Origin of the sequence: Micromonospora sp. NPDC049662 (assembly GCF_040675055.1) — a bacterium.
In the GTDB taxonomy this organism is placed as follows: Bacteria; Actinomycetota; Actinomycetes; order Mycobacteriales; family Micromonosporaceae; genus Micromonospora.
The window spans coordinates 61738-74280 of record NZ_JBFAOC010000016.1 but is presented as its reverse complement, the minus strand read 5'-3'; the positions used below and the strand labels follow the sequence as shown (position 1 = coordinate 74280).

The following is a 12543-nucleotide window of genomic DNA, read 5'->3' as shown; positions in this document are numbered from 1 at the left end:
GGGGACAGGTCGTCACTCCGCCACCCAGGGTCTCGTCCCCCAGGATCGGTCCGTCATGCCGCAGCCCGCCCGATTGTGTGCCGACACACGGCTAGCGCTCTCCGTGTCCGGTCTGCTACGCCTGATCCGAGTCGGCGCGGCCGGCGCGGGGGAGGCGCGATGTGGCGACGGTTCAGACCCGACCCGATCGGGCGGCTGCGGGAGCGGCTGGAACGTTTCGGGGCCACCGGCGACCGGCGGGCGGTCCTCGACTCCGGCGCGATCCGCGCCGCGGAGGCTGTCGCCGACCTGGTGACCGCCACGCCCACCGACGGGCCGCTGCCCGAGCGGGTCGCCGAGGGTATGTCCCTCCTGGCCGGCCTGCACTGGTACCGCTACCAGCTACTGCCGTCGGGCGAGGACGCCGACGACCTCGACCAGGCGTTGCGGCTCACCGAGTTTCTGCTGCGCTTCGCGCCGGAACGGGTGCCGCCGCCGCTGCTGGAGCTGCTGCGCTCCCGGCCCGCTCCCGCTGAGGCGGCGGGCCGGCCGCCGCGCCCCCGGCCCGCCCGAGTGGACACCACCGCCCGCGACGCGACGGCGAGTGCCCGGTACGTCGAGGCCGTCCTCCTGATGGCCGCCGCCGAGACCAGCCGCGACTACCGGGCGGCTGATCAGGCCGAGGCGCTGCTGCGGCAGGCGCTGGCCGGTACGCCGGCCGGAGCGCCCGAGCGCCTGCACTACCTGTCCGCCCTCGGCAAGGTCCACCGCGACCAGTTCCAGCATCTGGGCCGGCGACGGGCCCTGGCGGGGGCCGTCGAGGCGCACCGGGAGAGCCTGGAGGCGACCGGCGTCGGCGACCCGGAACGTCCCGTACGGCTGTTCAACCTCGGCAACGTGCTGGGCGACTCGTACGACGTCGACCGCGACCCGGTCGCGCTGGACGAGGCGATCACCGCGCTGCGGGACGCGGTCCGGGTCGCCGCGCCGGGCACGCCGGTGCGCACGATGGCCCGGATGAACCTCGGTCAACGGCTGCGCGACCGGTGGCGGCTGCACCGGCGGCCGGGTGACCTCGACGAGGCCGTCGACGCCTTCGCCGCGGCCCGGGACAGCGCCGACCCCCGGGTCGCCGCGCTGCACGGCGCCGCGCTCGCCGAGCGGTTCACGCGCGACCGGACGCCCGCCGACCGGGACACCGCCATCGAGGCCTACCGGTCGGCGTTGACCGGGTTCGGTGGCCTCTCCCCGGATCTCGCCGGCACCGCTCAGTTCGGGCTCGCCACCCTGCTCGCCGAGCGGCACCACAGTGCCGCCGACCCGGCCGACCTCGACGCGGCGATCGACGCGTACCGGGCCGCCACCGCGTCCGGGTCGACGCCCGAGGGGACGGACGGCGACGACCTGCGGCACGTCGCGGGCGGTCTGCTGGTGACCCGGTACGAGCGGCGCCGACGGGCCGACGACATCACCGAGGCGGTACGGGTGCTGCGCGCCACCGTGGGCGCCGCCCGGGATCCCGTCCAGCGGGCGCGTCGGCTCGCCGATCTCGGCCACGCGCTCGCCCTGGGCCACGCCGACCTCGGCGGGGTGAGCGCGCTGCGCGCCGGCCGTGACGCGCTGACCGAGGCGGAACGGCTGCTGCCCCGCGCCGACCCGCTGCGCCCGCACGTGCTCAACAACCTCGGCAACACCCTGCGCGAACTCTCCGACCTGGCCGGCGAGCCAACGTTGCTGGAGCCGGCCGTGGTCGCGCTGCGATCGGCCGTGGCCGCCGCCGATTCGGACACCGCGTCGCTGCCCCGGTACCGCTCGAACCTGGGTCTCGTGTTGCAGGCGCTCTTCGCCTCGACGCAGGACCTGGCGACGCTGACCGAGGCGATCCAGGTGCTGGCGCGGGTGGTCGAATCGACGCCACCCGGGCATCCGGACCGCCTGCCGGCGCTGACCAACTACGGCTCCGCCCTGAACCGCCGGGTCGAACTCTTCCTCGACGGCGCGCTGCCCGCGAGCGGCGGGCCCCCGGACGAGGTCGCGGCCGGTATCGCCCAGGACTCCGACACCGCCGTGGGCGCGCTGCGCGAGGCCGCCGAGCTGGCCGAACAGGAGGCCGACCCCACCGAGTACGCCCAGACGGTCGGCACCCACCCGCTGGCTCACCTGCTGCGGCATCGCCTCAACGGTGACCTGCCGGCGCTGGACGAGGCGGTCCGGCTGCTCGATCGGCTGAGCCGGCGGCCGTCGGCCGGCGGGGACCGGCACCGGATCCTCACGAACCTCGGCAACGCTCTCCTGCTGCGCCACCAGGCCGGCCGCGCCGACGCCGACGCCAGCGCCATGCTGACCGCCTACCGGGGGGCGGTCGACGAGCTGACCCCCGAGCATCCCGCCCGCACGATGTGCCTGAGCAACCTGGCCACCGCCCTGGAGCGGGTCGCCGAGACCGGCGCGGGTGACGCCGGCGCGCTGGTCGAGGCGACCGCCGCGCTGCGCGCCGCCGCCCACGTCGAGTCCGCGCCGTCGCTGCTGCGGGCGACAGCCGCCGGCCGGTACGCGGCACACGCCGCCCAGGCGGGCGACCTGCCGGCCGCGCTCGACGGGTACACCACCGCCATCGAGCTGATCGACCTGGTGGCCTGGCACGGCATGGACCCCGACGACCAGACCCGCCTGCTCGGACGCTTCCCCGGCCTGGCCAGCGACGCGGCGGCGGTCGCCATCGCCCTGGACCGCCCGGAGCGCGCGGTCGAGCTGCTCGAATACGGCCGGGGAGTCCTGCTCACCCGCGCCCACGACGCGGGCGCGGACCTGGCCGCGCTCCGCGCGCAGGCGTCCCGTCTCGCCGACCGCCTCGCCGACCTTCAAGCCGCCCTCGACGGCTTCGGATCACGGCCGCCGGGCCAGGTGGTGTCGCCGGACGGGTGGGAACGTGGCGGGTCGGTCGCCGCGACCGGAACGACGCCGGAGCAGCGGTACGACCTCGCCACCCGCCGCCGCCACCTGTTGGCCGAGATCCGCGACCGGCCCGGCTTCGCCGACTTCCTCCGTCCACCGCCCTTCGACGAGCTGGCCCGGGCCGCCGCGAACGGACCGGTGGTGCTGGTGAACGTCGCCGACCGGCGCTGCGACGCGCTGGTCGTCGCCGACGGCCGGGTCACCGTCGTGCCCCTGCCGGAGCTGACCCTGGCCGAGCTGATCGTGCGTACGGCGAGCTTCCTGAGCGCGATCGCGGTGCTCACCGGGCCCTCGGCGGCGGACGTCACCCCGCCGCAGGTACAACGTCGGCACGCGGTGGCCCGCGCCGAGGTCGCCCAGACCCTGGACTGGCTGTGGCGCGTCATCGCCGTACCCGTCCTGGAAGTGGCCCTGCCCACCCCGCCGGCCGCCGACGCCGAGCCGGCGGACGGCGGCTGGCCCCGGCTGTGGTGGTGCCCCACCGGCGTGCTCACCCTCCTGCCACTGCACGCGGCCGGCCCGGCCGACGGCGGGGACGGGCTGCTCGACCGGGTGGCGCCGTCCTACACGGCCTCGCTACGGGCGCTGACGCACGCCCGCCGGGCCGGACCGACAGCTCCCGGACCGGTCGACGCGGCGCTCTTCGTCGGCATGCCACAGACGCCCGGCCTGGCCGACCTGCCCGGCGTGGCGCGCGAGGAGGAGATCGTCCGACGGCACCTAGGCCGGGTGCGTTCGCTCATCGGCCCGGCGGCCGGCCCGGCGACGGTGCTCGACGCCCTGCCCGAGCAGCCCGTCGCGCACCTGTCCTGCCACGGTACGCAGGACCTGCGCTTCCCGACCCGGGGACGCCTCGAGCTGGCGGGCGGCGCGCTCAGCGTCCGCGACCTGTGGCGGCCGGTGGGGCGGCCGGCCGCGCTGGCCATCCTCTCCGCCTGCGAGACGGTACGCGGCGGGGCGGCCCTGCCGGACGAGGCGCTCACCCTCGGCACGGCCTTTCAACTGGCCGGCTTCCGGCACGTCATCGGCGCGTTGTGGTCCATCTCGGACGCGCTGACGGTGCGGCTCTGCGTCGACCTGTACGACGGGTTGGCGGTCAGCGGAGGGATCGCTCCGGACCGCGCGGCGGTGGCCCTGCACGCCGCCGTCCGCCGCCTGCGCGCCGCCCTACCCGACCATCCGGACACCTGGGCCGGCTACGCGCACCTGGGCCCCTGAGCGCGGCTCAGCGTAGGAGGATCAGCGGCCGGGGGCGTACCAGGTCACGCCGACGGCGGCGACCAGCAGCGTGGTGCACAGCAGCACCAGCCCCACCCCGACGCGCAGGGACCGGACCGCCGCCATCGCCTCCCGGTGATCGGCCAGCGGGGCCGGCGGGAGAGCCGCCACCGGGGTCACCGTCAGCGGCCCGTGTGCCGCGCGGAGCAGCGCGAGCGCTCCGGCGACGCCCGCGGCCAGCGCGGCGAGCAGCAGCAACCCGACCAGCGCGCCCCAACCCGCGGCGAGGGTGGTCACGTCGGAGCGGCCCCGGATCAGGCTGAACCCGACCAGCGCCACCAGCAGGCCACCCAGGCCGTTGCGCCAGGCCAGCGCCGCCGCGCGTACCCGCTCCAGCTCGCCGCGCAGCAGTCCGGCGAGCTGCTGCGCGCCGCGTAGGTCGGCCACGGTCGCGGGCGGGCCGGGACGGAGACGGATCACGCCTCGACCTCCAGCCAGAGCGTCCAGTACGCCCCGCAGCCCCGCAGCCCGGCGGGGCACCCCGGGTGCTCGGCCTCGCACTCGCACAGCAGCGTCCGGTAGCCCGGGTCGGAGGTCGCCGCGTCCTTGCGGTAGATCGCGTCGACGAGCGTGGTGGCGCTCGCGTGGCCGCACCGGGGACAGCGCCCGCTGAGCACCACCGCGAACTCGAACTCCTGGGCCCGGAAGTCCGCCGCGGCCCGCGTGGCGTACGCCTCGTCGGTCACCTCGGCGTACGACAGAGGGCTCGACGTCGGCCCGTCGTCACTCATCCCGACCTCCCGCCACCGACATCTGGACCGTCCACCGTAGCCGGTGACCACACCGGGTGCGCCCACGTGCCCGTGTCCGGATGCCGTCCGTCCCGGTGACCGACCCGGGGGAGTTGCGCGGAGCGACGGGTACCGCCCCTTTCGACGTGCGAGGCTGGGCGCGTGCCGGTGACGCCGGCTCGGGCGTCGGCGTCGGACCGGGCCGGCGCGACGGCGGAGGGAGGGCCATGCCGCAGGTGCCGCAGGTCGACTTCGCGCTCGACACGTACGAGTGCATCGTGATCTATCCCGGAGCCGCCGGACGGGCCCTGCCCCCGGAGACCGTGCAGCGGTTGCAGGCCGAGCACGCCGAGCACATGCGGGCGCTACAGCGCAGCGGGATCATCCTGGTCTCCGGCTCGGTGGACGGCCCGGCCCGTACGCCGGAGCCGCCGATCGGCTTCGGGCTGGCCCGCACCGGCAGCGTCGAGGACGTGCGCAGCGTGTTGGAGGCCGACCCGGCGGTGCAGGCCGGCCTCTACCGGGTGGACGTGTTGACCTTCCTCTGCCCGGCCGGCTCGCTGGAGTTCCCGCTGGTCAAGGCCGGTAACTGACCGTCGATCCGGAGACGGGTGTCAGGCCGCTGACGGCGTCGTGGCCGGCGCCGGTGTTACCGTCGCGCGTACGGCGTGGGCCGGCCGTCCCCGGCCGTCCAGGCGGCGCACGAGCCGCGTGACCTGCTCACCGCCGTGCCCGCTCGGCCCGTCCCGGGGGCGTCGCAGAGGGCCGTCGCCGGGAGCGGCCCGACACCGGCTCCGCGCGGAGGCGTACGATTCCCGGCGCGCGGTCGCCGTTGCCCGTCGCCACAACGTTCCGGTGCGCTTGCGCCCGCCGGCCCGACGCGTGCCACGCGTCGTTGGACACCTGTTCCACTGCCTGCAAGGGGTCGGCCCCGAGTCCGACCTGAAGGAGAGACTAGCCTGATGGGCGTGACACGCCGCGCGAAGATCGTCTGCACTCTTGGACCCGCCACCTCGTCCCCGGAGCGCATCCGGGGTCTCGTCGAGGCCGGCATGAACGTGGCGAGGCTCAACTTCAGCCACGGCAGCCACGAGGACCACGAGGCCGTCTACCGGCTGGTCCGGGAGGCGTCCGAGGCCGCCGGCAAGCCGGTGGCGGTCCTCGCCGACCTGCAAGGCCCCAAGATCCGGCTCGGCAAGTTCGCCGACGGCCCGCACGAGTGGCGCACCGGTGACTCGGTCGTGATCACCGGCGACGACATCCTCGGCACCAAGGAGCGGGTCTCCTGCACCTACACCAAGCTGCCGCACGAGGTGAAGCCCGGCGACCGGCTGCTGATCGACGATGGTCGGGTCGCCGTCGAGGTCACCGACGTCACCGGCAACGACATCCGCTGCCTCGTCACCGAGGGCGGCCCGGTCTCCAACAACAAGGGCGTCTCGCTGCCGAACGTGGCGGTCAGCGTGCCCGCCATGTCGGACAAGGACGCCGAGGACCTGCGCTTCTCCCTGGGCCTCGGTGTCGACCTGGTGGCGCTCTCGTTCGTGCGCTCGGCCGAGGACATCAAGCTCGTGCACAACATCATGGCCGAGGAGGGCGTCTTCCGCCCGGTGCTCGCCAAGGTCGAGAAGCCGGAGGCCGTGGAGCACCTCGAGGCCATCGTGCTGGCCTTCGACGGCGTGATGGTCGCCCGTGGCGACCTCGGTGTCGAGATGCCGTTGGACGAGGTCCCGCTGGTGCAGAAGCGCGCCGTGCAGCTCTGCCGGGAGAACGCCAAGCCGGTCATCGTGGCCACCCAGATGCTCGACTCCATGATCGAGAACTCCCGCCCCACCCGGGCGGAGGCCTCGGACGTGGCCAACGCGGTGCTCGACGGCGCGGACGCGGTCATGCTCTCCGGCGAGACCAGCGTGGGCAAGTATCCGGTGCTCACCGTCAGCACCATGGCCAAGATCGTGACGACCACCGAGGCCGGTTCGATCGGGGTGCCGCGTCTGCAGCACGACCCGCGTACGCACGGCGGCGCGCTCACCGTGGCCGCCTCGTCGATCGCCCGGGCCATCAACGCCAAGGCGCTCGTCGCGTTCTCGCAGACCGGCGACACCGTGCGACGGCTGTCCCGCCTGCACTGCGACCTGCCGCTGCTGGCCTTCACGCCGGTCCCCGAGGTGCGCGACCAGCTCGCCCTCACCTGGGGCGTGGAGACCTTCCTGATGCCGTTCGTGCAGCACACCGACGACATGTTCCGTCAGGTCGACCAGGCGCTGCTCGGCCTCGACCGGGCCAACCCCGGTGACTACGTGGTGATCGTGGCGGGCAGCCCGCCCGGCACCCCCGGCTCGACGAACACGCTGCGCGTGCACCAGCTCGGCTCGCTGGTCGACGCGGCGTCGGCGCGGGCGCTGCAGTGAGCGATGGTCGGGTCGCGGTCGGCCAGGCGGCTGTCGACCAGCTGCTGGAGGTGCTGGACCTCGACCCGACCGGGGAAATGACCTTCCGGGGGATGAGCCCCCCGGTCGGTCCACAGCGGGTGTACGGCGGCCAGGTTGCCGGTCAGGCCCTGGTCGCCGCCGGCCGCACGGTGGACCCGGAGCGCTTCGTGCACTCGCTGCACGGCTACTTCGTCCGCCCCGGCGATCCGGCCGAGCCGATCGAGTACCAGGTGGAGAACATCCGCGACGGCCGGTCGTTCTCGGTGCGTCGCGCGGTCGCCCTCCAGCACGACAGGCCGATCTTCTTCATGTCGGCGTCCTTCCAGCGGGCCGAGGAGGGGTTGGACCACCAGGCCCCAGCCCCGCTGGACGTGCCGCCGCCGCAGGACGTGCCGACGATGTCCGACCGGCTCTCCCGCTACCCCGAGCGCCTCGGCATGTGGGGGCAGATCCCCCGCCCGATCGACGTGCGCTACGTGGGGGAGCCCGGCTGGGTCCGCCCCGGCGACCGACCGGCCGACCCGCACCAGCGGGTCTGGATGCGCATCGACGGCAAGTTGCCCGAAGACCCGCTGCTGCACGCGTGCGCGCTCACCTACGCCTCCGACCTCACCCTGCTGGACTCGGTGCTCTCCGTGCACGGCGAGGTGTGGGGGCCGGGCGGCCTGGTCGGCGCGAGCCTGGACCACGCGCTGTGGTTCCACCGGCCGTTCCGTGCCGACGAGTGGTTCCTCTACGACTGCTGGAGCCCGTCGGCGTCCGGCGCGCGAGGGCTGGCGACCGGGCGGATGTTCACCACGGACGGCCGGCAGATCGCCAGCGCCGTCCAGGAGGGTCTGCTGCGCCGCGTCGGCGCCTGACCCGACCGGTCACGCCTGGTGGATGGCCTCACCGGCGATCTCGATCTGCACGGTCTTACCGACGAGGACGCCGCCGCTCTCCAGGGCGACGTTCCAGAGCAGGCCGTAGTCCTCACGGTTGATCTCCGCGGTCGCGCTGAATCCGAAGATGTTCTGCCCGTACGGATCACGCCGCGCGCCGCCGAAATTCACCTGTAGGTCCACCGCACGGGTGATTCCCTTCACCGTCAACTCACCGGCGAGCACGAAACGATTGGGCTCGGACTGCGGCGGCGGATTGTGACTTCTGCCTCGTCCGCCGAGTCGGTGGTTGCGCAGGCGCGCCCAGTAGAAAATCGGGTCGTCGTTGCTCTGCCACGTGATGCCCGTGCTTCGATATTCGAGAGTGGGATAACGCTCCACGTCGAGGAAATCGGCGCTTTTCAGGTGGGTGTCCCGGTCGGCGCTGCCGGTGGAGATGCTCGCCGACGCGATCGTGGCGGTCACCCCGGAACGCAGCGGATCCTCCCCGACCGTGATCTCCGCGGTCGCCTCGGCGAACTCGCCGCGCACGGGGCTCACCATCATGTGACGGGACAGGAAACCGATCCGCTTGTGCGCCTGATCGAGGCGGTAGGTGCCGGCGATCGGGATGGTCATGCCATCCCAGGTGCGTGTGGCGACATCGGTCATCGTGTTGCCTTCCCCCGGGGTTAATCAACGTCCGGTCCGAACTCCATCAACCGGCCGGACAGGCGTACTACCCGCCCAGCATAGGGACGTTCGGAATCGGCCTTTCGGGCCCCACCGGTTAATGGATCAAGGTGCGCGGCGTAATTGGTTGTCCGTCGATGCGTGGCCGATCGGTTGAGGGTCGCCGGTACCGGCGGATGACCTGCGGGCTAACCTTGCCGGCATGCGTCTCTCCGCCCGGGTCGACTACGCCCTCCGCGCGGCCGCCGAGCTGGCCGCGACGGCCAGCGGCCCCGGGCGGGGCCGGCCGGTCACCGCCGACCAGATCGCCCGTGCGCAGGAGATCCCGCCGAAGTTCCTGGAGAGCATCCTGTTGCAGCTGCGCCGGGGTGGCATCGTGCACGCCCAGCGCGGTCCGGAGGGTGGCTACTGGCTGGCCCGCCCGGCCGAGGAGATCTCTCTCGCGGAGGTGATCCGGGTGATCGACGGGCCGCTCGCGCACGTGCGGGGGCAGCGCCCCGAACAGCTCGGCTACCACGGTCCGGCCCGCGCCCTCCAGGAGGTCTGGATCGCGCTGCGCGCCAGCGAGCGCGAGATCCTGGAACTGGTCAGCGTCGCCGACGTGGCCGCGGGGGCGCTGCCCGCGCGGGTCACCGAGCTGGCCGCCGACCCGCGCGCCTGGATCTGACGCCTCCCCGGGCGGACGCCTCGACGCCGACCTGCGGGCGTCCCATCCACCGATCAGACACTTGACCCCGGCTCTGCCGTGCCGCATTGTCGACCAAGTCGATAGGAGATACCGAAAAGTCAGGGGGCGCTCGTGCGCAAGCTACTGGTCCTCGCTCTGGTCGGGCTCGTCGCGCAGTTGATCGATGGTTCACTCGGCATGGCGTACGGGTTGACCTCGTCCACCCTGCTGCTGGTAGTCGGGGTCGCGCCCGCCGCCGCCTCGGCGTCGGTGCACCTGGCCGAGATCGGCACCACGCTCGCGGCCGGGATCGCGCACTGGCGGTTCGGCAACGTCGACTGGCGGGTGGTCACCCGCATCGCCCTGCCCGGCGCGATCGGCGCGTTCGCCGGGGCCACCCTGCTCAGCTCGATCTCCACCGAGTCGGCCGCGCCGTGGATGGCCGCCATCCTCTTCACCCTGGGCGCGTACCTGCTGGTGCGCTTCGCCCGACCGCTGCGTACCGGTCGGGTCGGCGGACGGCTGCGCGGACGCTTCCTCGGCCCGCTGGGCCTGGTCGCCGGCTTCGTCGACGCGACCGGCGGCGGCGGGTGGGGCCCGGTCGCCACCCCGGCGCTGCTGGTCTCCGGTCGCCTGGAGCCCCGCAAGGTGATCGGCTCGGTCGACACCGCCGAGTTCGTGGTCGCCGGAGCCGCCAGCGTCGGTTTCCTGATCGGGCTGGGAACGGAGGGCTTCCTCCTCCCCACCGTCGTCGCCCTGCTGATCGGCGGGTTGGTCGCCGCCCCGCTGGCCGCCTGGCTGGTGCGTATCGTGCCCGCCCAACTGCTGGGCGCGGCGGTCGGTGGCGTCATCGTGCTGACCAACGCCCGCACCCTGATCCGGTCGGCCGAGCTGGGCGGCCCGCTCCGCCCCACCCTCTACGTCCTGCTGGCCGCCGGATGGCTGACCGCGCTGCTCTTCGCCGTACGCGCCCTGCGCCGCACCCGTCGAGCCCGCGCCACCGCTGCCACCGCCACCGAGACGGCCACGGCAGCCGGCGCTGTCTTGCCGGTGCTTCCTGAGTCGGTCTCTGTCATCACCGGCGCTGCCGACGGCAGCGCACCGGCCGATCTCAGCGTGGCGGGCACCCCGGGAGGGCGCTGACCCGCGCGGCGGCTTCCGGTGACGTCGGTCGACTTGGTGCTCTCCCGTCGTTGTTCGCGGCGGAGTGCCTACCCCCTGTGACCGTGATGCCTGTGAGTCATCTTGATGACTCACAGGCATCACGCTCATTTGGGTCCTCGCCCCGCAGGCGGCGCTGCCGCCGGCCATCAGCCCTGCCGGCGGGCTGCCGGGACGCGGCTCCTCTGCCGCCGTCGCGGCGGGAGGTCGACTGCGGATCGGTGATGTGGCGGTGTCTGCAGGCGGCGACGCCGCGACGTCGGCGATCTGGCGGGGTCTCCGCGTCGCGATGCCGCCACATCGGCGACCTGGCGGGCGGTAGCGTCCGGGCCGTCAGCGCGTCAGCAGCTTGTCCGCTGCCTCGGCGAGCAGCGCCCACGTCTCGTCGATGTGCGCCGCGGTGGTCTGCGGTGAGCCGACGGCCAGCCGCAGCGTGTACCGGCTGGCCACCCGGGTGTGGGTCAGATGTGCCCGCCCGCTGGCGTTCACCCGGGCCAGCAGCTCGGCGTTCGTGCCGTCGTCGGCCCGCAGCCGGAAGCAGACCAGCGAGAACGGGTGCGCCGCGGCCAGCTCGAACCGGTCGTCGGCGCGCAGGTGATCGGCGAACCGGGCGGCCAGGGCCACGCCCGAGCGGATGTGCGCCCGCAGCCCCTCGACGCCGTACCAGCGCAACACGAACCAGAGCTTCAGGGCCCGGAAACGGCGACCCAGCGGCACCTGCCAGTCCCGGTAGTCGAGCACCGCGCCCGAATCTGAGGCGGCGTTGCGCAGGAACTCGGGGAGCACGGTCAGCGCCTCGACCAGTTCTCGGCGGTCGGCCACCCAGAACGCGTCGCAGTCGAAGCCGGTGAGCAGCCACTTGTGCGGGTCGAAGCAGTAGGAGTCGGCGTACTCCAGGCCGGTGTGCGACCAGCGCAGTTCGGGGCAGACGGCGGCGGAGCCCGCGTACGCCGCGTCGACGTGCAGCCAGATGCCGTACTCGGCGCAGATCGCTCCGATCTCCGCCACCGGGTCGATGGCGGTGGTGGAGGTCGTGCCGATGGTCGCGACCACGATGGCGGGTACGTCCCCGACGGCCAGATCCGCCTCGATCGCCGCGCGCAGCGCGTCCGGGCGCAGCGCCTGGGTGTCCGGGTCGACGTCGATCGACCGGATGCCGTCCGCGCCCAGTCCGGCGATCCGCGCGGCCTTCTCGATCGAGGAGTGCCCGTGCACCGACGTGTACGCGCGGTAGCGCCGGTCGATGCCGGTCGCGCGCCAACGACCCCCGCTGGCGCGGTGCAGCGCGGCGAGGGTGGCCACCAGTGTCGCCGAGGACGCCGAGTCCTGGATGACGCCGCCACCGGGCCCGGTGGAGGAGAAGCGCGGCGGCAGGTCGAGCAGCTCGGCCAGCCAGTCCATCATGACCGTCTCGAGTTCGGTGCAGGCCGGGCTCGTCGCCCACATCATGCCCTGCACGCCGAGCCCGGAGCTGACCAGGTCACCGAGCAGGCTCGGACCGGAGGTGTTCGCCGGAAAATAGCCGTAGAAGCCGGGGTGCTGCCAGTGCGTCAGCCCGGGCAGGACGATGGTGTCCAGGTCGGCGAGGAGCGCTTCGACCGGTTCGCCGCCGGTGGTGGGCGGCGAGCCCGGTAGGGCCTTCGCCACCGTGCCCGGCGGGTCGGCGGAGGTGACCGGTCGTTGGTGCAGCGTCGTCCAGTAGTCGGCGATCCAGTCGACGACGGCGTGGCCGGCGCGGCGGAACTCGTCCGGGTCCATGTGCGGGGCGCTCATCCGGTCGAGTCGAT

The 12543-nt window shown here is 73.7% G+C and carries 10 protein-coding genes; 6 read left to right on the top strand and 4 right to left on the bottom strand.

Annotated elements, in window-relative coordinates; genetic code table 11:
- The first annotated feature begins 159 nt into the window (after nucleotides 1–159).
- A complete protein-coding gene (locus AB0J36_RS15155; RefSeq protein WP_357394827.1) occupies nucleotides 160–4152 on the top strand; it encodes a CHAT domain-containing protein in 3993 nt (1330 codons plus the stop codon).
- Nucleotides 4153–4173: 21 nt separating this feature from the next.
- Here the strand turns inward: AB0J36_RS15155 and AB0J36_RS15150 are convergent, their stop codons facing one another.
- Together AB0J36_RS15150 and AB0J36_RS15145 are read right to left on the bottom strand one after the other, a co-directional pair.
- The gene (locus AB0J36_RS15150; RefSeq protein ID WP_357394825.1) at nucleotides 4174–4632 is read right to left on the bottom strand and encodes a hypothetical protein; all 459 of its coding nucleotides are present in this window, start codon (nucleotides 4630–4632) and stop codon (nucleotides 4174–4176) included.
- Entirely contained in the window at nucleotides 4629–4943 is a 315-nt protein-coding gene (locus AB0J36_RS15145) for a hypothetical protein (protein ID WP_357127151.1), read from the bottom strand. Before AB0J36_RS15145 ends, AB0J36_RS15150 begins: the two co-directional genes overlap by 4 nt.
- A 227-nt stretch (nucleotides 4944–5170) precedes the next feature.
- Between AB0J36_RS15145 and AB0J36_RS15140 the strand changes: the two genes are divergently transcribed.
- The 3 genes from AB0J36_RS15140 (at nucleotide 5171) to AB0J36_RS15130 (ending at nucleotide 8235) form a co-directional block, all read left to right on the top strand.
- Nucleotides 5171–5536, top strand: a complete 366-nt coding sequence (locus AB0J36_RS15140) for a YciI family protein (RefSeq protein WP_355049533.1) — start codon at nucleotides 5171–5173, stop codon at nucleotides 5534–5536.
- A gap of 369 nt (nucleotides 5537–5905) precedes the next feature.
- Nucleotides 5906–7354 carry a pyruvate kinase gene (gene pyk / locus AB0J36_RS15135; RefSeq protein ID WP_355049534.1) on the top strand — a complete coding sequence of 483 codons (1449 nt, stop codon included), beginning with the start codon at nucleotides 5906–5908 and terminating at the stop codon, nucleotides 7352–7354.
- Nucleotides 7351–8235: an acyl-CoA thioesterase II gene (locus tag AB0J36_RS15130; protein ID WP_363660743.1), complete on the top strand. Its 885-nt coding sequence runs from the start codon at nucleotides 7351–7353 to the stop codon at nucleotides 8233–8235. The genes pyk and AB0J36_RS15130 overlap by 4 nt, the downstream gene beginning before the upstream one ends.
- 9 nt (nucleotides 8236–8244) lie before the next feature.
- Here the strand turns inward: AB0J36_RS15130 and AB0J36_RS15125 are convergent, their stop codons facing one another.
- A complete protein-coding gene (locus AB0J36_RS15125) occupies nucleotides 8245–8907 on the bottom strand; it encodes a YceI family protein (protein WP_357127158.1) in 663 nt (220 codons plus the stop codon).
- A 223-nt stretch (nucleotides 8908–9130) separates the two neighbouring features.
- Here AB0J36_RS15125 and AB0J36_RS15120 point away from each other — a divergent pair, with 223 nt between their 5' ends.
- Complete coding sequence (locus AB0J36_RS15120) at nucleotides 9131–9595, top strand: Rrf2 family transcriptional regulator (RefSeq protein ID WP_030334362.1); 465 nt, start codon at nucleotides 9131–9133, stop codon at nucleotides 9593–9595.
- Between the two features lie 132 nt (nucleotides 9596–9727).
- Nucleotides 9728–10738 carry a sulfite exporter TauE/SafE family protein gene (locus AB0J36_RS15115; protein WP_357127161.1) on the top strand — a complete coding sequence of 337 codons (1011 nt, stop codon included), beginning with the start codon at nucleotides 9728–9730 and terminating at the stop codon, nucleotides 10736–10738.
- 351 nt (nucleotides 10739–11089) lie between these two features.
- Here AB0J36_RS15115 and AB0J36_RS15110 read toward each other — a convergent pair whose 3' ends face one another.
- Nucleotides 11090–12529 (bottom strand): pyridoxal-dependent decarboxylase, encoded by a 1440-nt coding sequence (locus AB0J36_RS15110; RefSeq protein ID WP_357392792.1) that lies wholly within the window; start codon nucleotides 12527–12529, stop codon nucleotides 11090–11092.
- Between the last annotated feature and the right edge of the window lie 14 nt (nucleotides 12530–12543).

Coding starts and splice junctions, on each gene's coding strand:
- AB0J36_RS15110 (WP_357392792.1), bottom strand. CDS start 12,529: ATGAGCGCCCCGCACATGGACCCGGACGAGTTCCGCCGCGCCGGCCAC.
- AB0J36_RS15120 (WP_030334362.1), top strand. CDS start 9,131: ATGCGTCTCTCCGCCCGGGTCGACTACGCCCTCCGCGCGGCCGCCGAG.
- AB0J36_RS15125 (WP_357127158.1), bottom strand. CDS start 8,907: ATGACCGATGTCGCCACACGCACCTGGGATGGCATGACCATCCCGATC.
- AB0J36_RS15155 (WP_357394827.1), top strand. CDS start 160: ATGTGGCGACGGTTCAGACCCGACCCGATCGGGCGGCTGCGGGAGCGG.
- pyk (WP_355049534.1), top strand. CDS start 5,906: ATGGGCGTGACACGCCGCGCGAAGATCGTCTGCACTCTTGGACCCGCC.
- AB0J36_RS15145 (WP_357127151.1), bottom strand. CDS start 4,943: ATGAGTGACGACGGGCCGACGTCGAGCCCTCTGTCGTACGCCGAGGTG.
- AB0J36_RS15140 (WP_355049533.1), top strand. CDS start 5,171: ATGCCGCAGGTGCCGCAGGTCGACTTCGCGCTCGACACGTACGAGTGC.